This window comes from Alteromonas sp. H02, assembly GCF_059682525.1.
Genome location: NZ_CM185021.1, coordinates 2,325,178 through 2,344,701, shown reverse-complemented (window position 1 = coordinate 2,344,701; position 19,524 = coordinate 2,325,178). Strand labels below are relative to the sequence as shown.

Below are 19,524 nucleotides of genomic sequence, written 5' to 3'. Positions count from 1 at the left end.
GTGTTTACTTGGTTGTCAGGGCGCGGGCTATCACATTATCGACTGCCAGACGTCCGGCACCAGTAATTGCCAGCGAAACGGTGACTGCAAACAGTACCAGTGCGTATTCATAACCACCGTTAGATAAAAACAAACCGTTTTGGATATGTGCACTGAAGATGGCAATCAGCATAGTGAATGCACTGACTGCGGCGGCAGGACGGGTCAGTAAACCCAGCGCCAGGGCCAGACCACCAAAGAACTCTGCACTGCCTGCCAACAAGGCCATCAGGAAACCCGGCTCCAGTCCCAGGCTCGCCATGTACTGTCCGGTACCGTCAAGGCCATAGCCGCCAAACCAGGCAAATAACTTTTGTGCACCGTGGGCCGCCAGCGTAAGACCAACAGGAACCCGTAAAACTAATGCTGCGATACCGGCATCTGAACTGACTAACTTAGTAATTAATGCTTTCATAATAAATCTCTCTCATCAAAGTAGGTGAATGTGGAAACAACCCTGTGTTGTTCCGACTCGATGGTGATACTTTACTATCCACATATTGATTTATTAAGAGGGTTAAAATAGAGTAACTATCAACATTTCATTGATAATTAAAATTATGGACAGATTAGATGCAATGCGGGCATTTGTGATGGTGGCTCGCAGCGGTTCATTTAGTGCAGCGGCAGATAAGCTCGACAAGTCACCCCAGCTGATAAGTAAGTACGTCTCGCAACTTGAAGCTCATCTGTCTACGCGTCTGCTCAACCGTACCACCCGTAAAGTGCATCTGACCGAAGCCGGCCAGCAATATCTGCCCAGAGCCAGTCAGGTACTTGATGAAATAGACGCCATGGAAAATCAGCTCGGCGACTTACAGCATAAAGCTCACGGTTTATTACGCATCAGTGCGCCGGTAGCGTTCTCTACCCGCCATCTGGCGCCGCTTATTAATCAGTTTCAACAACAGTACCCCGATGTCGATGTAGACCTGCACCTGAACGATCGAAAAGTGGATATTGTTGAAGAAGGCTTTGATGTGGCGCTGCGAATTGGTCACCTGAAAAATTCTTCGCTGATCGCCAAACGCCTGACTAACATTAATCTGGTGATGTGCGCCGCACCGGAGTATCTGGCCAGATATGGGGAGCCAAAAACCATGGAAGATCTGATTGAACACAATTATCTGCGCTACAGCTTACTGGATAACGATAACAGCCCGGCCGCTCATCAGTATTTAAATCAGCGCCCTCATAACAGGCTGGGTACGGTTAGCTGTAATCACGGTGAGTTATTATGTCAGTCCGCAGCGTTAGGCCAGGGAATAGTGTTGCAGCCCACGTTTATTTGCTTTGATGAAGTGAATGCCGGTCGACTAAGACTCATTATGCGGGATAACGAGCCTGAGCCGCTGCATTTATATGCGGTGTATGCGCACCGGCAGTTGCTGGCCAGCAAGGTCAGAGCCTTTATAAACTTTGCTGCCGATTTTTATGGCGACACGCCCTATTGGGATAGCTGCCTGACCACAAACCAATAAACCAGGCGTTTATTGCGCTTCTGCCATGGCGTGATACAGCTCGCGGATTTTTTTCACCATGGCACCGGGCTTGCCCTCACCGATGGTTCTGCCGTCAACATCAACCACCGGCGTTTGTGCGCCAAAAGTGCCGGTAACAAACGCTTCATCGGCACTGTACACATCCACCAGGGAGAAGTTCTTTTCAAATACCGGGATACCGTTGGCCTTGCATACGTCGATAGTTTTCTGCCGGGTTATGCCTTTCATGGCGTAATCACCGGTGGAGGTCCACACTTCGCCTTTACGAACAATAAAGAAGTTAGTTGAGTTACAGGTACTGACAAAACCATGAGGATCAAGCATCAGAGCTTCATCAGCACCGGCTTTGTACGACTGGATCATTGCGGTAATACAGTTAATTTTACTGTGTGAATTTAAGCGGGGATCCTGAACATCAGGGTGGCCACGACGCACGTGAACGGTAAACAGGTTAATGCCCTTCTCCACCGGCACCAAATCCTGCGACTTGTATTCAGCAATGATCACTATGGTTGGCCCCCACAGGCTCAGACGCGGATCCTGATAAGGGGTTTTCTTCGGCCCCCGGGTAACCATCAGTCTGGCATGCACGCCATCGGTCATACCATTGGCATCTACCGTTTGTTGCAGCGCCGCTTTCAGTTCGTCACGGCTTTTGCCGATGTCCATATCCAGCGCTTTAGCACCGGCAAACAGACGGTCGAGGTGATCGTCAATAAAAGAAAACTTGCCTTTATGTAAACGCAGGCCTTCCCACACGCCGTCCCCCAGCATAAAGCCGCTGTCGTAAACCGACACTTTAGCCTGATCCCGGGGCACCAGCTCACCGTTGATATAAATTAAAATATTCTGATTACGTTCGTCATCGATGGAGGCATGTGCGCCGCCCGCTTTATGTTCCTGCATGGCTTCCTCATTGCTGTTTTAATTGACACTTTTATTGTGACCAATGAAGTATACTTCAGCCCATACCTTTTAACCTATAAACCCGGTGTTCAACATACGCTCACCAGCATAAACGATTAAAAGCAAGTAAATCACGGCGTTACCCTAGCATTTTCCTGCTCGCAAAACAAAATATTATATTGTATAAAATATTAAAAATAGACTTGAAAAAGTACCGCCCGCCCGATTATGCTTGCCGGTATCTTGCATTTACCACCGGTCAGCAAGTAGTGGCCGGTAACAGATAAAAAGGAAGTTACCCATGCAAATAGCCATGTGGTCTGGCCCGCGCAATCTCTCTACCGCCATGATGTATGCTTTTGGCGCCCGCGCCGATTGTGCGGTATGGGATGAGCCATTTTATGCGCCCTACCTGAAACACAGCGACCGGGTGCATCCTATGCAGGATGAGATTTTTGCCCGCGAAGAGACCGACCCGGTGGCAGTGGCAAAACGATGTATTGGCCCTACCCCAGAAAACAAACCGGTTTTTTACCAGAAACACATGCCCCATCATATGCTTGAATCGTTTCCGCTAGACTGGCTATCAGAAGTGTGTAATGTGTTTTTAATCCGTCATCCTGCGCGGGTGATCACCAGCTACCATAAAAAGAACGGTGCACCCTGTCTGGAAGATATCGGTATCCGCGCCCAGTGTGAGCTATTTAATAAAATTGTCTCGGAGTCGGGTCAGTATCCTATCGTCGTAGACTCCTCGGATATTCGTCAGAATCCACCGGTGATGCTGGAAAAGCTGTGTAATGCCATTGGTATTCCCTGGGATCCGGCCATGCTCAACTGGTCTGAAGGCGGCCATCCCAATGATGGCGCCTGGGCAGAGCACTGGTATCCGGAAGTCTGGAAAAGTACCGGCTTCGCACCCGCCGAGCCACCCATTCCGGAACTGCCTGATGCGCTGCAAGGGGTGTTAAAAGAAGCACAGCCTTATTATGAACAGCTGGCGACTCACAAAATAACGCCTTAATGTACCTTTAAGTTAATCATTCAACGGAGCTGGTGCCTCCTGCCAGCTCTACCATCTCAGGGTCTCCCACGCCCAAAATAATCATTTTCAATCATAAAATTACACAATAATGATTATTTGTGATTATTTTTGTGTATAAATGTTTATTAATTGTGTATTCTCTCCCTGCATGTGTATTTTTTGTAAATTGTTCACCTAAAAATTACAAAACAATAAGTAAAGCAGGAGTAAGGAATAATGCAGAATCCATTGCTTGGGGTGTTCTTTCATTGGTTGGGAGGCTTATTTTCTGCCAGCTTCTATGTACCGTATAAACGGATCAAAGGCTGGTCATGGGAAATATTCTGGCTAACCGGTGGGATTTTTAGCTGGCTGATTTGCCCCTGGCTGTTTGCCTGGGTACAAACCCAACAATTGTTTGAGGTATTAAGTACAACGTCATTCAGTGTATTACAACAATGCTTCCTATGGGGGCTGGGCTGGGGCTTTGGTGGTCTGACTTTCGGTCTGGCGGTCCGGTATATGGGGATCTCATCCGGCATGGCGATTGTACTGGGTCTGACCACCGTTTTAGGCACCCTTGGACCACCGGTTTTCGATGGTACTATCGGTAAGGTGCTGGCTACACCAAGTGGCCAGTTTGCCGTATTAGGCACCTTTTTAACCTTACTCGGCGTCATTTTAGTAGCCAGGGCCACAGCCGAGAAAAACCGCAGTCTGGGCAGCCAGTCTGAAGACGCTATTGATATGAAGAAAGGCCTGATAATTGCGCTCTTTTCAGGGGTGATGTCGTCGTGTTTTGCGTTTGGCATTGCCGCCGGTAAACCTATTCGCGAACTCACGCTGGCCGCCGGCACCGACCATCTGTGGCAAGGCTTGCCGGTACTCTGTGTAGTCCTGGCTGGCGGGTTAACCACCAACGCCCTGTGGTGCGCCTGGCTGATCCACAAAAATCGTTCGGTAGCTGAATTTACCGGCCATACGCAGCAAAATAACCAGCGACTGGCTTCTAACCGGGTTCTCAAAAACTACCTGCTGGCAGCGCTGGGGGGATCCTTCTGGTACTTTCAGTTTTTCTTCTACACCATGGGCGAAAGTCATATGGGCGACTATGAGTTTTCCAGCTGGACCATTCACATGGCCAGTATCATTATTTTCTCAACCCTGTGGGGGCTGGCATTAATGGAATGGAAAGGCGCAAATCGCAAGAGCAGAATGTTACTGCTAGTGGGCATCTCCTTGCTCGTATTGTCGACCATTCTTATCGGCGTGGGCAATTCATTACAATAAACCGTCACCATCAAAAAGCCCGCATAACGCGGGCTTTCTTAGTCCTGAAAAATAGCCTTTACCAGGTTAAATCATCCGGAATTTCGTACTCTGCATACCAATCATCTTCGGCAGATTTTTGTTTATTCTCTTCACGAAGATCGGCACGATATATCACCACGTTCGCATCACGTTCGGCAATTTTATCAGCAACTGGTGTCGGTATCAGCGCATAGTCATCGTCCAGTCTGACTACTGCCAGGCGTGCATCCACCACCAGCTTATGCACTGCGTCACTGACATACATCCGCTTTACCACGTTGTTGTCGGTAAAGTTGAGAACGGTATCGCCATTGCCTTTCGGCTGTTGGTTTACCGTAATCAGCTGGCGGATTTGCGCCACCACGGCTTTTTTCTCAAGCTCCGCCTGACGCTGCTGATTAAGCTCGCGATCACGCTGCTTTTTTGCTTCAGCGGCCTGCTGAGCGGCCAGTTTATTTTCGTCCTCACCAACCGCAGTGCCTTTGTTTTTAAGTTTTTGCTTTTTACGTTTATCGGCTCTGGCCTGTTTGGCTTTGGACTTATCTGCCAAACCGGCTTTGAGCAACTGGTCCTGTAATGATGCCATAATCGGTGTCTGCCTACTTTTTCTTAGTGTCTCTGGCTTGCCATTTACCGTCCTGATACCAGGCAGACCAACCGGTGGCTTTGCCCTTAGCATCTTCGGTCATGACATATTGCTGCTTGGTCTTACGACTGTAGCGAACAATTGCCGGGTTACCGTCCGGATCGGTTTTCGGTGCATCGGCCAGGTAATAAAACTTGGGCGATATACGATCTCGGAAGCGGGCCAGCTCCTCCACCTTAGGCGCTCTGGTTTCCCGCGACTTGGGGAAATTATGGGCGGCCAGGAAAATACCGGAGGCGCCGTCTCTGAGCATGAAGTGAGCGTCACTTTTCTCACACTCTAGCTCCGGTAAATCAACCGGATCTTCCTTCGGTGGTGCAGGCTCACCGCTGCGTAATAATTTACGGGTATTTTTGCATTCACTGTTAGTACAGTCGAAGTACTTACCAAAACGACCGTTTTTGAGCTCCATGTCGCTGCCGCACTTGTCACACTCAATCAACGGACCATCGTAGCCTTTAATTTTAAAGGTACCGGCTTCAACGTAAGTCCCCGGACATGCTGGTGAATTACCACAAACATGGAGTTTGCGGGTTTCATCAACCAGATAACTGTCCATGGCCGTGCCACACTCCGGACAGCGGCGTTTAGCGCGTAAATCTTCGGTTTCCTGTTCGTCGTCGTTGTCGACTTTAACCACTTCCTCACCGGAGGTCAGGTTCATGGTATTGGTACAACGCTCTTTCGGCGGCAGGTTGTAACCAGAACAGCCTAAAAACACGCCGGTACTGGCCGTACGCACGTTCATAGGACGACCGCACTTATCGCAGTTAATGTCTACCGGTACTGCCTGATTGGGGCGCATACCGCCCGCTTCGGCTTCCTGTTCGGCTTGTAGCAACTTGCTGTAAAAGTCGCTGTAGAACTTATCCAGTACGGCTTTCCAGTTTTCATGACCTTCGGCGATTTCGTCCAGTTGCTGTTCCATGTTAGCGGTGAAATCGTAATTCATCAGGCCATCAAAGTTTTCCATCAGGCGATCGGTGACGATCTCACCCATTTTTTCAGCATAAAACCGTTTGTTTTCAAGGCGTACGTAGCCTCTGTCCTGAATGGTTGAGATAATGCTGGCGTAGGTAGACGGCCGACCGATACCCCGCTTTTCCAGTTCCTTAACCAGCGAGGCTTCGTTAAAACGCGCCACTGGTTTGGTGAAGTGCTGTTTCGGATCCAATTGTTTAAGCGCCAGCTTATCGCCAGGGTTAACGTCCGGCAGCAGTTTGTCTTCTTCTCCTTTTTTGCTTTTCTGTGGCTGCACTTTGGTCCAGCCATCAAATTTGAGTACCCGGCCTTTGGCGACCAACTCAAACTCACCGGCTTTTACTTTCACCGTGGTGGCATCATATTTGGCCGGCGTCATCTGACAAGCCACAAACTGACGCCAAATAAGCTCGTAGAGACGCTGTGCGTCGCGTTCCATGTCTTTTAGTGTTGCGGCCAGGGTATTTACGTTAGACGGCCTGATGGCTTCGTGAGCTTCCTGTGCGCCCTCTTTGCTACCATAGCGATTTGGAGCGGCCGGCAGGTACTTAGCACCAAAGTTATCATCGATGTAACCACGACAGGCATCCAGGGCTTCCTGGCTGAGGTTGGTTGAGTCGGTACGCATATAGGTAATATGGCCCGCTTCGTACAACCGCTGCGCCATCATCATGGTTTTCTTTACCCCAAAACCGAGACGGGTACTGGCCGCCTGTTGCAGGGTAGAAGTGATAAACGGTGCCGACGGGCGACTCTGGGTAGGCTTGGACTCACGGCTAACCACTTCATAGTCAGCCGGCTTGAGCGCAGCCAGGGCTTTATCAGTTTGCGCTTTATTAACTGGTTTAAACGGCTTGTCGCTTTCTTTTACCACCTGCATGCGCAGTGCATCACTGGCTGCAGTGGTCAGATCGGCATGCACGTCCCAGAACTCTTCTGGCACGAAGGCCTTAATTTCACGCTCGCGCTCAACGACCAGACGCACAGCTACCGACTGCACCCGTCCGGCGGATAATCCGCGGGCTATCTTTTTCCACAACAACGGCGACACCATAAAGCCCACCACACGGTCGAGGAAACGACGTGCCTGTTGCGCTTCGACTCGGTCCTGATTGACATCCCCAGGATGTTCAAAGGCTTCCTTGATGGCGTTTTTGGTGATCTCATTAAATACTACCCGCTGATAGGTTTTGCCTTTCTGGCCCAGGATCTCCTGCAAATGCCAGGCAATGGCTTCCCCCTCGCGGTCCAAATCCGTTGCGAGATAGATGGTGTCAGCATCCTTGGCGAGCTTTTTCAGCTCGTTAACGACCTTTTCCTTGCCCTCTAATACCTGATAGTGTGCCTTCCAGTCTTGTTGAGGATCGACCCCCATGCGGTCAACCAGCTTTTTATACTCGTATTCACGCAGGTATTTGGTCTTGGCTTCGTCAGACAATGTTTTCAGTTCTTTGGCTGGTTTTTTCGGCTCCACCTTGCCGAGCGCCCTGGTCGGCAGGTCGCGTACGTGGCCCACGGAAGATTTAACAATAAAATTTTTACCAAGATATTTATTTATTGTTTTGGCTTTGGCCGGAGACTCGACTATGACTAGTGATTTTGTCATAAATAAGAATTAAACCTTTGAATAATTTAAATTTTAGATAGCAAACCAGGAAGAAAATAAGGCAATTACACTCACATAGTCTGGCGCTTCTTTTTTTAACATATATCGACAAAGTGAATGGAAAACAAGTTCTTCTTCATACTTATTCGTAAAGTTTATTTTTCACCCACCCAAAACAGTACACTTTTTAACCGCTCTGATTGGCAGCGTAGTTAAAACACGTATAATGCGCCGGGTTGTCGCAAATAATGGCAGAAATTACAACACTTAAATAAAAAAAAGTTGTACTTATATATAGTGTAATCATAGGCGCTGTGCGGTTATTCTGCCTCTTTGCTCAACAACATGTGTACCGAATGACTAAAAATTAAGGCAGGTTGTCATGCAATATTGTGAAGCGAATTTTGACGGGCTGGTTGGCCCTACCCATAACTATGCCGGATTGTCTTTTGGCAATGTCGCCTCTTTTTCTAATGCGAATGCTATCAGCAATCCCAAAGAGGCCGCCAAACAGGGCCTGCAGAAAATGAAAGCGCTAGCTGATATGGGTATGGTACAGGGCGTGCTGGCACCCCAGGAACGCCCTGATATCGCTACCCTGCGCCGTTTGGGATTTGCAGGCAGCGATGCCAAAGTGCTGGAACAGGCAGCCGCTCAGGCCAGAGAAGTGTTTCTGGCCTGTTGCTCGGCCTCCAGTATGTGGACCGCCAATGCCGCCACCGTTTCACCCAGTGCCGATACCGCCGATGGCCGGGTCCATTTTACGCCTGCCAACCTGACCAGTAAATTTCACCGCTCATTAGAGCCACAGGTCACCGGCAATATTCTTAAGGCAACCTTTGCCAACAGCAAATACTTTGCTCATCACGCTCACTTGCCTGACAATGACCATTTCGGCGATGAAGGCGCGGCCAACCACACCCGTTTATGCAGTGCCTATGGCCATGCTGGTGTTGAGGTTTTTGTATACGGCCGTCATGCGTTCCGCCATGATTTGCCCCAGCCAACCCGCTACCCTGCCCGACAAACGTTTGAGGCCTGTCAGGCCGTTGCCCGGTTGCATGGTCTGAGCGACGAAAGTGTGGTGTATATCCAGCAAAATCCCGAGGTCATCGACCAGGGCGTATTCCATAACGATGTGATCGCCGTAGGTAATCAAAATGTGCTTTTTTATCATGAGCTTGCTTTTTATAACAGTGAAGCTGCACTGGCTGAGGTAAAAGCCAAATTCGGCGACAAACCGCTCCACTTTATCAAGGTAAAAAGTGATGAGGTTGGCCTGCAGGACGCCATTAAAACCTATCTGTTTAACACGCAACTACTCACCTTACCCGATGGTAATATGACCATTGTTGCGCCGTCAGAGTGTGAAGAAAACGCCACTGTTGCCGCTTATCTGGCTGAGCTGGTTAACCGTGATACCCCCATCAAAAGCGTTAATTACTTCGATGTAAAGCAAAGCATGCGCAATGGTGGTGGACCGGCTTGTTTGCGTCTGCGCGTTGCCCTGACCGACGCCGAACTGGCCGCCGTCAACCCGAGTACCGTTATGAATGATGCGCTGTTTACCCGCCTCAATAGCTGGGTAGACAAGCATTACCGTGACCGCTTAACCGAGCAGGATCTGTGCGATCCGCAGCTGCTGGTTGAGTCTCGCACGGCACTGGATGAACTAACGCAAATCTTAAAGCTGGGGTCGGTTTATCCGTTCCAGCAAGCATAATCATCAGCGCAAAAAAATGCCGGCAATTGCCGGCATTTTTATTGGTCTCAGTCACTGCTTACAGAGTATCACCACAATTTGCACTTACACCCCAGGGACTTGAAGGTGGCGGCGCCCCTTGTGTAGAGCGGTCTTCGGTAGACACGCTCAGCCAGTAATTCATTGAATCCACCGACTCTGTGCCGGATGACTCACCGCGGGCACTAATGGCCAACTGTACCCATGCACCATATTGTTTCGGATAGTTAAGGTTGATCAGGGCCTGACCGTTTTCATCGGTGTTGGCATCGGCATCAATAGCGCCTACGTTACCCGGGGTAAGCTGACCGTCACCATTAAAATCTTCACCTGCATCCAGTCGGCCATTGCCGTTCAAATCTTCATTCGCGCAGACAGCGGTTGTCACTGAGTAGTAGATAGAATCATCCTCATCCCATAGCCAGTAGCCTTTAGCATAAGCTGCATCATTAGTGGTTTCAGCCACCGGCGTAGCACTAAAGGTTAACGCTGCGCCGCTAACCGGGTTTGCGTCAGCATCGGTAACAAATACCGAGAACTCTTTGCGGTAAGAAGACTGCTGCGGTGCTTCAATCAGGTTACCGGTGCCTAAAGAGATATCAAAAGGACGGTCACCCACAGTGAGTAAGGTAGAATCTTCAACCGTTGGCTCATCGTTTACATAAGCACGCACTTCAACACTTTGATAGGTACTCACCGCGTTAGACTCATAAACGGTTGTGGCAATACCACGACGGTCTGTGCGGCTTTGAGCGTCGGTCAGATTACCGTTAGACACATCATTGACTTCAAAGTTAACCAGCTTGTTACGCACCCGGTTGCCGTCGGCATCCAGAACCACAGCAGAAATGGTGCTGGTCTGACCGTCAGGACCAATCGAGTCCGGCGTAGCATCTACGATAATGGTTTCTGCATCGGTAGCAATAAAGGCAATCTCAATTTGCGTGGAGACCTGCACACCTGCGCCATCTGTACCGGTGGCAGAGATAGTTGCCAGTCCGGCATTACCTGAACTTACCGTAAGATCTGCGATACCACTGCCATCGGTCACCGCATCTGCGCTTACCACTGAACCACGTGAAATAGCAAAACTTATTGAACCGCCGGCAAATGGTGCCGCGTCACGTAACCAGCTAACCTGTAGATTGTAATCGGTATTAAGCGGAATATCCTGATCAACATCATTCACATCCGGTGCATTAACAAACACAAACTCATCCTGCTGCACTTCAATAGCGAAGCTGCTTTCAGTGTTAAGAGCGTTAGCGAATACCGTAAAGGTGCCCGCAGCAGGCGCGGTAAAGGCCACCGTAGCGCGCCCTTCAGCACTGGTTTGCGGTGCTGCATCATCCAGCGTGGTGGCCGTCACGTCGGTTCCTGATTCATCTTCCACCCGCAACGTCAGTGTTTCACTGGCGATGCCCACGTTGTCGGAGTCCTGCAGGCTGACCGTAAGGCTGACACTGTCGCCGATGATTGCTGATGTAGTGCCGTTAATCTCGATTTCCGTTCCCACCACATTGATGCTCAGGGTTTGTATGAGCGTTTGTTCGCCACTCACCGTCGCGGTAACGTTAATAGTGCGGTTTTCCTTGTCGCCACCGGTACGCAACATCACAATAGCCGTGCCGTTTTCATCGGTGACAGGCTGCGTTTCAGCAATAGCGGCGTTGTTGTCGGCAGAGAATGTTACGTTGACACCGTCGAGCAGGATATTCTGTGCATTCTTAACCACTGCCCAGACTTCTACTTCATCTGAGCCGCTTGAGGATAACTGTGACTGACTGGCAAACAGTTCAAGAGATTCCGGTGTTTCCACATTGGCCGTGGTGCCACTGGAACTAAAGCCAATACGGGCCGTCTCTCCGGTTTCCAGCGCCGCCTCTACCGCACCGGAGCCAGATAGTTCTCCCACAATAAGGGTAATGGTCGCCACCCCTTCATCGTTGGTCAGCGCCGTGCCCGTATCGTTTGAAAAGCGGGCCAGGTTGGCAACGGTAAAGCTAAAGGTCACTACCGTATTAGCAACCGGGCTACCGCCACTGTCGGTAACAGTGGCTGACAGGATGAGTGGTGAGTCACCGGTGAGTGACGTACTGGTATTACCGTTACTGTCGGCAAGTGCAAGACTCACAGAATAAGTAGGATCGGGCGTATTGCCCCCGGTATTCTCTTCTCTGGAGACTGAACCACCGCCTCCGCAGGCAACTAGTAATAATAGTGCCCATGTGGCGGCTATTAAGCGTAGAGATTGCATTTTCATCGTCTTCCCGGACCTCTTTACCGTTATTGGGTCATTTTAAGTATTTAAAACTGCTATGAATCTGGCACACTAACTAAGAACTATAAATAAAATAACATTTCAGGGAATTTACATGTCTCAGTCTTCACACAAGTACAGTTTAACTGCACGGATCTTTATCGGCATGGTAGCCGGAATCATTATTGGTGCGCTGCTTCAATTTATATTTGATGATAGCGGAGATTTGCGGTTTTCGATATTCTCAGTGGAAGTTTCCACGTATGGCATTTTGGTCGAAGGTATATTTTCAACGCTCGGGCAAATTTTTATTTCGAGCCTGAAAATGCTTGTTGTGCCATTGGTTTTTGTTTCTTTGATCTGCGGTACCAGCAGTTTATCTGAACCATCTAAGCTTGGCCGGCTCGGGGCTAAATCCATTGGCCTGTATATCCTCACCACCGCTATTGCCGTTACGCTGGCTATTATGGGCGGTTTGCTGGTATCCCCGGGCGAAGGGCTTAATCTGCAAAGCGAAACCACTTATGTCGCCAAGGAAGCGCCTTCGTTATCACAGGTTATTGTGGACATGTTCCCCTCTAATCCCATCAATTCAATGGCCGAAGGTAACATGCTGCAAATTATTGTGTTTGCGGTTTTACTGGGTGTAGCCATGGCAATGACCGGCGATGCTGGTAAACGACTAGCCGCGTTTTTCGAAGATGTTAACACCGTTATCATGCGCCTGGTGACCATTATCATGAATCTGGCACCTTATGGTGTGTTTGTGCTGATGGCTAAACTGTTTGCCACTATCGGCCTGGAAACCATCGGCGGATTGTTGTGGTATTTCTTCCTGGTACTGGCTGTGCTGGTTATTCATGCACTGGTGACCTACCCGGTATTACTCAAAGTTTTCAGCGGTATGAACCCGTTAATCCTGCTACAAAAGATGCGCGATGCGGCCCTCTTTGCATTCAGTACCTCAAGCAGTAGTGCCACGCTCCCGGTAACCATGGAAACCGCGCGCAATAAACTGGGCATTGGTAAATCTGTATCCTCATTCACCCTGCCTCTGGGCGCCACTATCAACATGGATGGCACCGCTATTATGCAGGGTGTTGCCACGGTGTTTATTGCTCAGGTTTATGGTGTAGACCTGTCTTTGGGTGACTATGTGATGGTGGTCTTAACCGCTACGCTGGCATCAGTGGGAACCGCTGGCGTGCCCGGGGTTGGCCTGATCATGCTGGCCATGGTTTTACAACAGGTGAACCTACCGGTTGAAGGGATTGCGCTTATCATCGGTGTAGACCGCTTACTGGATATGACCCGCACCGCGGTAAACATTACCGGCGACTGTACCGTAGCAACCATTATCGCAAAATCGGAAGGTGATCTGGATGAAGCCGTGTTTAACGATCCGGACGCCGGCCATCAACAGGAAGACGTAGACTTCGAACACTTTGATAAAAATAAAGAAAGTGCTTAAGCACTTTCTTTATCCCGGAAACGCAAAGGCGTTATCCGGGCCCCCCTTAACAGTTGGACTACGCCGATTACCTAAGCACTTTCTTTGTCCCGGAAACGCCAAAGGCGTTATCCGGGACCCCTTTAAAGTCTTACTCCCTCGGTACGCCAGTTTTCCTGACCTTACCAGGGTGACATGCAGTCACCGTTTGTTGTGTTTTCTTACCAACAGCCGGATACTTAAATTCAGTATTGCAGAGGGAATGCCGTACAAAATATAAACCACGGATCCCATCGGTGCACCAGTGCTCACTGGCGGTGTCTGGTCAGATGTTAACAAATCGGCATTCATCGCCACCAGGTGAATAATTGCAAAAGGCAACGCGAGGCATAAGATTGTCACCGCCATGCCTTCATATTTAGCCAGTTGATATGCCACCCACGCCGGCAGTATAAACACCATTAAAACGAATAATCCCATATCCAACGTTCACATACTCCAACTAGCCGCAGATTAAAACGCTCTTTAATGTAACGCTCTGGCGGGCTGTATTGCAGCGGCCTTTTGTGCCGGGTAAAGCGTTGCCAGTACCGACAGAACGATAGCAACTAAAACAGTTAGCAATACATCATTTGCCTGCAACTGCGAGGGTAAAAAGTCGATAAAATAAATATCGCCCGACAGCACTTTTATTCCCAGCAGGTCTTCCAGCTTAGCCACAATCAATGACAAATTCGGCGCCGTGATCACCGCCAGTAACGTGCCCCAGAAGACCCCGATAAAGCCATTTAACAACCCCTGAAAAACAAAGGTATTACGGATTTGACTATCTGTTGCGCCCATGGTTTTTAAAATAGCGATAGACGCCTGTTTTTCTTTTACCGCCATCACCAGCGACGAAACAATGTTAAAGCAGGCTACTGCAATAACCAGCGATAAGGCAATGTACACCACCACTCTTACCAGGCGGATGTCGTCATACAGGTGCCCCTGAGTTCGGGTCCAGTCAGACATATATACCGCTTGAGGAAATCCGTAGCCAACCTCGCGGATAATCGAATAGGCGGCGAAAGGATCGTAAAACTGAAAACGCAGCCCCTGCGCGCCGGATTTAATGCCCGCCTGCTCAGATGCCGTTTCGAGATGCATAATGCCAATCAGGTTATCCAGCTCGCCACCCACCTGAATACTGCCTGCCACAGTGAGATACAGATTTTTTGGGGCTGCAAAGGTTAAATCTTCCGTTACAGAGGGAATAACCACACTGATTTTATCACCGGGGGCGAGCCCCAGTTTATTCAGGATCCCTTTACCCAACAGAACCTGATTGGGACCTTCACGAAGTAGCTGCCAGTCGGCATCGCTGATTTCGTTTTGCCAGCGCGTCGGAATCGCCGCGTTTATTTGTATACCGGTTAGTTCAACCGCTTTCAGTGCACTGCCCTGTTGGATCATGCCGGTAATTTTAGTGTAAGGCTCCACTTTTCTGATGCGAGGATCTTCGCCCAGTACCTGCTGGTATTCACGCCAGTCAACAATGCCCTGCTGGTTAATCGAGAAGAGTTCGGCATGAGGAATAATGGCCAGCAAACGTTCGCGTAACTCACGTTCAAAGCCATTCATAACACTCAGCAGAATAATCAGTACAAAACAGCCTAAGCCGATCCCCAGCGTCGATGATAACGATACAAAGGAAATGTAGCGGTTACTGCTTTTACCGCGACGAAAGCGGCGCGCCAGTTGTAAGCTGAGATTCACGACTCACTCCGCTGGACTACCAGTGAACCATCAGTGAGTTGCAATACTCGGTCCATAGCATTGGCCAGGGCAATATCATGAGTTACCACAATAAAGCTGGTACCCATTTGCTCACTGAGTTCACACAGTAACTGATATATCTGATCGCCGGTTTTCTTATCGAGGTTCCCCGTAGGTTCGTCAGCCAATACTATAGACGGGTTATTCACGAGCGCCCTGGCGATAGCAACCCGCTGACGTTCGCCACCCGAGAGCGCTGCCGGCTGATGGCTTAAACGGTGGCTTAAGCCCACTTTTTCCAGTAGCGCCGCCGCCTGTTTTTCTGCCTCGGCTTTACCTGTGCCGGCAATGAGTAATGGCATCGCAACATTTTCCAGAGCACTGAACTCAGCCAGCAAGTGATGAAACTGATAGATAAAGCCGAGTTCATTATTACGCAGTGCGGCCAGCTGATTGGCGTTAAGACCCGCCAGTGAGCGGCCATTAATGGTCACTTCCCCTGAGGTGGGCAGGTCGAGACCGCCAAGAATATGCAATAAGGTACTTTTACCGGACCCTGAGCTACCTAAAATCGCCACTTTTTCGCCCCGCGCGAGGGTAAATGATACCTCACTGAGTACCGATACTTTTTCGTTACCGTCATGATAGGTTTTGGTGACGTCCCGGCAAACCAATACCGCTTTTTCTGCCATGCTGTCCTCTTAACTAAATGCAGCGATAATATTTATTATCATAGGTTTGCAAGTGTACTCGATAGGACAGACAAGGTATAGAACCAGTCAGGGCACAGCACGGTTAAATTAGCGAAGATAAGATATAGCTGAGACAGCGAGGTTTGCGTAGGAAAGAATAAACTGCTTTGTAATAAGCTTAAAATGTCAGGAAAAGGATTATTTAATTCTCGATAGAGAAATGGCGGAGCGGACGGGACTCGAACCCGCGACCCCCGGCGTGACAGGCCGGTATTCTAACCAACTGAACTACCGCTCCAACGGTATGCGTAGTGGTATACGCTTTTTTGAATCAGGCTAATGGCGGAGCGGACGGGACTCGAACCCGCGACCCCCGGCGTGACAGGCCGGTATTCTAACCAACTGAACTACCGCTCCATAAAGCCTTTAGTCACAACTGAAAAGTGGCGGAGCGGACGGGACTCGAACCCGCGACCCCCGGCGTGACAGGCCGGTATTCTAACCAACTGAACTACCGCTCCACATTTTCAATCATTTCAGCAAGTTACTTGGGTAAGTGCTTAACCCTGTCCCTCACTGCGGCGCAGATGATACGTATTACCCCGAAAGGAGTCAACGGTTTTTTTCACGAAAATGTCATTCTTTGAATCGTTTGCCTGATAATTCGCCACGTTGGCCGAAAAGCCAGCAAAACCGGCGCTTGCAGGTTAATCTTTAGGCTTTTTGAACTTACCCAGCAGACCGCCTAAGAATCCCGGCCTGGCCGCCTCGGCTGGTTTAGCTGCGGCTTTCGCATCAGCCTTTGCTTTAGCTGGCTGCACACTTCCCTTGCCTTTACCGCGCCTCAGGACGATAACCACAATAGCACCGAGCAGTCCAACGCCAACAATACTGCCGTTAACAATGATCAGCCACATCATCAGGGTGTCGTCGTCCATACCTTCTTCTTCGTCACTGATAACCGGCTGCTCAGGTATCACTTCATCCACGTTGTTGTCGGCAGCCGATTCAGTAACCTCAGGCTCTGGTAATTCAGGTTCCGCCACTAAAAAGGTGAACTCCGGCACATCCAGAATAAAGTCACGGCCATTAACAGTTTTACCATAAGCGGTCATTTTTACTCTGAAAATACCGTAATCATAGGCAATGATAAGGTATTCGCGAACATCACCTCCCAACTCTGTGAGTGAAAAGTTGCGCACGTCGGCGTTGGGATAGCGTACTTTACCGTCTACCAGTAACGTGTTGATGTCCACCAGGTCACGGTCTACATCGATCAGCAATTTGTGATAATCGTTTCCGCCGCCGTCGAGTTCAACGTCTATTTTAACCGGGTTAGGATAAAGCCTGAGTGGCGGATCGACCTGTTCACGGGTAAACATAGGCGTGGTAACGCGAAAAACCGGTTGCCACTCACCCGCCGGTACATTCAGATTAAATTGCCCGGTAAACACGCCGTCCAGCGGCGCTTCATCCATGCCGCGGCCGTTATCTTCAAACGTCGCGATTTGCTGGTCGTCAGCACCGAAATTATCGTAATTAGGATTATTCGTGCTCACCAGATCAATGGTCAGTTCAACCACATCACGAAACTGGCTGTAATCGATGGGTTTATCACCGTTGGTCAGGTAGGCTGTTTGTTTGAGAATTTCACCGGAAAATAAAATGGGAGGTAAGGGCTCTGCATGCAAAGCAATGTCAGAGAGCACCATTACGCGGCTACCTTCGATAATTTGCCCTACCGCCTGCCACGGGCCGGGCACCGGATTTTTAATGCTGATCATGTCGTAGGTATCAGAATCGAACCAGAAGATGTCCTCGCCTTCTACCTGCGACTGGAATATCTTGGAGCCATCCGGGCGCACCAGCACCACGGGCGCAGAGCCGTACTCCCGGAAGAACACCATGGTGACTTCCTTAACATTGTGATCGATACGAAAACGGTTTTGCAGCAGCTTAATCCCATTTTCATAATCGTTACCAATCAGCGCAATGGGTGATTCACTCTCCGCTTGCCGAGCGGTAGCCTCCGGCGCTGGCTCAGCCCCCTGCTCAGCAGGCTCCTGAGCACTTACCGTAAAGGCCAGTGCTACACTCAAGATTGTCAGTAATGCTCTGCTCACCCAATTAGCCCTGTGTTGGCAAAATTCACCGGTTTACTGGCGCCAGATTGGATTTTGTACCAGGTCCAGACGCGCCTCATGCTGTGTTAATTCATCGGCAGTAGCTTGAATAACCTTTAATTTTTTTCCATTACGGGGAATTCGGCGGATCACCTCAGCACCGCCTGAATTGGCCTGATTGTTACCGCTAAGATTCAGATCGGTCTGTCCACCGGTCATCATCAGGTACACGTCGGCCAGGATCTCGGCATCCAGTAATGCGCCGTGCAGTTCACGATGGCTGTTGTCGATACCATAACGCTTACACAGCGCATCCAGGTTATTCTTTTGTCCGGGGTGCATATCACGGGCCAGTACCAGGGTATCCAGCACACCGCAAATTTCTTTGGTTTTTACGCTCGCGGTGGGGCCATGCATGGCAAATTCGTGATCCATAAAGCCCACGTCGAAGGGCGCGTTATGAATAACTAACTGACCACCACGAATAAACTCTATAAACTCACCGGCTACATCGGCAAATACCGGCTTATCAGCCAGAAATTCGTTGGTAATACCGTGAACCTCAATGGCTTCCTGTTCAATTTCGCGCTTGGGATTAATATAAACATGAAAATGATTGCCGGTAAGACGGCGATTGATCACTTCCACACACCCTATTTCGATGATCCGGTGGCCTTCTTTTGGATTAATACCCGTTGTTTCCGTATCCAGTACTATTTGACGCATAAACCACTCTTATCTTATTGCTGATTGCGGTAGTATACCAAGCCACTGCCAAGTGACCACGCTTGAGGTTAAAAAAAGGAGAATCCGTGGCCCAACAATCTGTGCATATTTATACCGACGGCTCTTGTTTAGGCAATCCCGGCCCTGGTGGCTATGGTGCAATCTTAATTTATGGCAAGCACCGTAAAGAAATTAGCGAAGGCTTTACGCTAACCACCAACAACCGTATGGAACTGCTGGCCACCATTGAGGCGCTCAAATTACTGACTAAACCCTGCCAGGTGGAACTCACCACCGATAGTCAGTACGTAAAGAACGGTATCAATCAGTGGATCCACAACTGGCGGCGCAATGGCTGGCGTACCAAAGACAAGAAGCCGGTAAAAAATGCCGATCTGTGGCAGGCCCTCGACGAGGTGATCCAGCAACATGAAGTAAACTGGCACTGGGTAAAAGGTCACAGTGGCCACCCGGAAAATGAACGCTGCGATGATTTAGCCCGTAACGCTGCCGAATCACCGACCAAAGAAGATACCGGTTATAACCCCTAATCAATTGGCACGGCATTCAGAAAACGTGACTTTTGGTCATCCTGGTATTTAAGTCTAAGAAAGAAGAACTTGTGCCCTTATTCAGTGTTGTCATTGTCACTGGCAGACATAACAAACTGGAAGAATCATCATGGATGAGGATTCAGTCGATGCGGCACAGGGATGTGCCGTCATTGACGGTCCAGTTTGTTCTGTCAGTGACGATGAC

At 49.5% G+C, this 19,524-nt stretch carries 16 protein-coding genes and 3 tRNA genes; 6 read left to right on the top strand and 13 right to left on the bottom strand.

Features of this window, described 5'->3' with window-relative positions; all coding sequences use genetic code 11:
• Positions 1-4: 4 nt before the first annotated feature.
• Positions 5-454: a DoxX family protein gene (locus tag AC566Q_RS10840; protein WP_499616559.1), complete on the bottom strand. Its 450-nt coding sequence runs from the start codon at positions 452-454 to the stop codon at positions 5-7.
• Positions 455-599: 145 nt separating this feature from the next.
• On the opposite strand from AC566Q_RS10840, the gene AC566Q_RS10835 reads away from it, so the two are divergent.
• Positions 600-1,520 (top strand): LysR family transcriptional regulator, encoded by a 921-nt coding sequence (locus AC566Q_RS10835; RefSeq protein ID WP_499616557.1) that lies wholly within the window; start codon positions 600-602, stop codon positions 1,518-1,520.
• Positions 1,521-1,529: 9 nt separating this feature from the next.
• On the opposite strand, the gene AC566Q_RS10830 is transcribed toward AC566Q_RS10835, so the two are convergent.
• Complete coding sequence (locus AC566Q_RS10830; RefSeq protein ID WP_123323325.1) at positions 1,530-2,447, bottom strand: aminotransferase class IV; 918 nt, start codon at positions 2,445-2,447, stop codon at positions 1,530-1,532.
• Between the two features lie 301 nt (positions 2,448-2,748).
• On the opposite strand from AC566Q_RS10830, the gene AC566Q_RS10825 reads away from it, so the two are divergent.
• Both AC566Q_RS10825 and rhaT read left to right on the top strand, forming a co-directional pair.
• On the top strand, positions 2,749-3,471 hold the full coding sequence (locus tag AC566Q_RS10825) for a sulfotransferase-like domain-containing protein (protein WP_499616554.1): 723 nt from the start codon (positions 2,749-2,751) through the stop codon (positions 3,469-3,471).
• A 237-nt stretch (positions 3,472-3,708) separates the two neighbouring features.
• On the top strand, positions 3,709-4,761 hold the full coding sequence (rhaT, locus tag AC566Q_RS10820) for an L-rhamnose/proton symporter RhaT (RefSeq protein ID WP_205664797.1): 1,053 nt from the start codon (positions 3,709-3,711) through the stop codon (positions 4,759-4,761).
• Between the two features lie 58 nt (positions 4,762-4,819).
• On the opposite strand, the gene AC566Q_RS10815 is transcribed toward rhaT, so the two are convergent.
• Both AC566Q_RS10815 and topA read right to left on the bottom strand, forming a co-directional pair.
• On the bottom strand, positions 4,820-5,368 hold the full coding sequence (locus AC566Q_RS10815; RefSeq protein ID WP_105935846.1) for a DUF2058 domain-containing protein: 549 nt from the start codon (positions 5,366-5,368) through the stop codon (positions 4,820-4,822).
• A 13-nt stretch (positions 5,369-5,381) separates the two neighbouring features.
• Complete coding sequence (gene topA / locus AC566Q_RS10810; protein ID WP_499616550.1) at positions 5,382-8,015, bottom strand: type I DNA topoisomerase; 2,634 nt, start codon at positions 8,013-8,015, stop codon at positions 5,382-5,384.
• Between the two features lie 382 nt (positions 8,016-8,397).
• Between topA and astB the strand changes: the two genes are divergently transcribed.
• Positions 8,398-9,738 (top strand): N-succinylarginine dihydrolase, encoded by a 1,341-nt coding sequence (gene astB / locus AC566Q_RS10805; RefSeq protein WP_499616547.1) that lies wholly within the window; start codon positions 8,398-8,400, stop codon positions 9,736-9,738.
• Between the two features lie 58 nt (positions 9,739-9,796).
• Here the strand turns inward: astB and AC566Q_RS10800 are convergent, their stop codons facing one another.
• Positions 9,797-12,019: an Ig-like domain-containing protein gene (locus AC566Q_RS10800; protein WP_240622010.1), complete on the bottom strand. Its 2,223-nt coding sequence runs from the start codon at positions 12,017-12,019 to the stop codon at positions 9,797-9,799.
• 112 nt (positions 12,020-12,131) lie between these two features.
• Here AC566Q_RS10800 and AC566Q_RS10795 point away from each other — a divergent pair, with 112 nt between their 5' ends.
• The gene (locus tag AC566Q_RS10795; protein ID WP_105935849.1) at positions 12,132-13,487 is read left to right on the top strand and encodes a dicarboxylate/amino acid:cation symporter; all 1,356 of its coding nucleotides are present in this window, start codon (positions 12,132-12,134) and stop codon (positions 13,485-13,487) included.
• A gap of 180 nt (positions 13,488-13,667) precedes the next feature.
• Here AC566Q_RS10795 and AC566Q_RS10790 read toward each other — a convergent pair whose 3' ends face one another.
• From AC566Q_RS10790 to dnaQ, 8 genes are all read right to left on the bottom strand, one after another.
• Positions 13,668-13,928 carry a hypothetical protein gene (locus AC566Q_RS10790; protein ID WP_146129606.1) on the bottom strand — a complete coding sequence of 87 codons (261 nt, stop codon included), beginning with the start codon at positions 13,926-13,928 and terminating at the stop codon, positions 13,668-13,670.
• A gap of 63 nt (positions 13,929-13,991) precedes the next feature.
• A complete protein-coding gene (locus AC566Q_RS10785; RefSeq protein WP_105935851.1) occupies positions 13,992-15,224 on the bottom strand; it encodes a lipoprotein-releasing ABC transporter permease subunit in 1,233 nt (410 codons plus the stop codon).
• Positions 15,221-15,916 (bottom strand): lipoprotein-releasing ABC transporter ATP-binding protein LolD, encoded by a 696-nt coding sequence (gene lolD / locus AC566Q_RS10780; protein ID WP_105935852.1) that lies wholly within the window; start codon positions 15,914-15,916, stop codon positions 15,221-15,223. Before lolD ends, AC566Q_RS10785 begins: the two co-directional genes overlap by 4 nt.
• A gap of 221 nt (positions 15,917-16,137) precedes the next feature.
• A tRNA-Asp gene (locus tag AC566Q_RS10775) sits at positions 16,138-16,214 on the bottom strand.
• Positions 16,215-16,256: 42 nt separating this feature from the next.
• Positions 16,257-16,333, bottom strand: a tRNA-Asp gene (locus tag AC566Q_RS10770).
• Positions 16,334-16,360: 27 nt separating this feature from the next.
• Positions 16,361-16,437 (bottom strand) — tRNA-Asp (locus AC566Q_RS10765).
• Between the two features lie 186 nt (positions 16,438-16,623).
• Positions 16,624-18,039, bottom strand: a complete 1,416-nt coding sequence (locus AC566Q_RS10760) for a TIGR03503 family protein (RefSeq protein ID WP_105935853.1) — start codon at positions 18,037-18,039, stop codon at positions 16,624-16,626.
• A 33-nt stretch (positions 18,040-18,072) separates the two neighbouring features.
• A complete protein-coding gene (gene dnaQ, locus AC566Q_RS10755; protein ID WP_105935854.1) occupies positions 18,073-18,765 on the bottom strand; it encodes a DNA polymerase III subunit epsilon in 693 nt (230 codons plus the stop codon).
• Between the two features lie 86 nt (positions 18,766-18,851).
• Between dnaQ and rnhA the strand changes: the two genes are divergently transcribed.
• Positions 18,852-19,316 carry a ribonuclease HI gene (gene rnhA / locus AC566Q_RS10750; protein ID WP_105935855.1) on the top strand — a complete coding sequence of 155 codons (465 nt, stop codon included), beginning with the start codon at positions 18,852-18,854 and terminating at the stop codon, positions 19,314-19,316.
• The last annotated feature ends 208 nt before the right edge of the window (positions 19,317-19,524 follow it).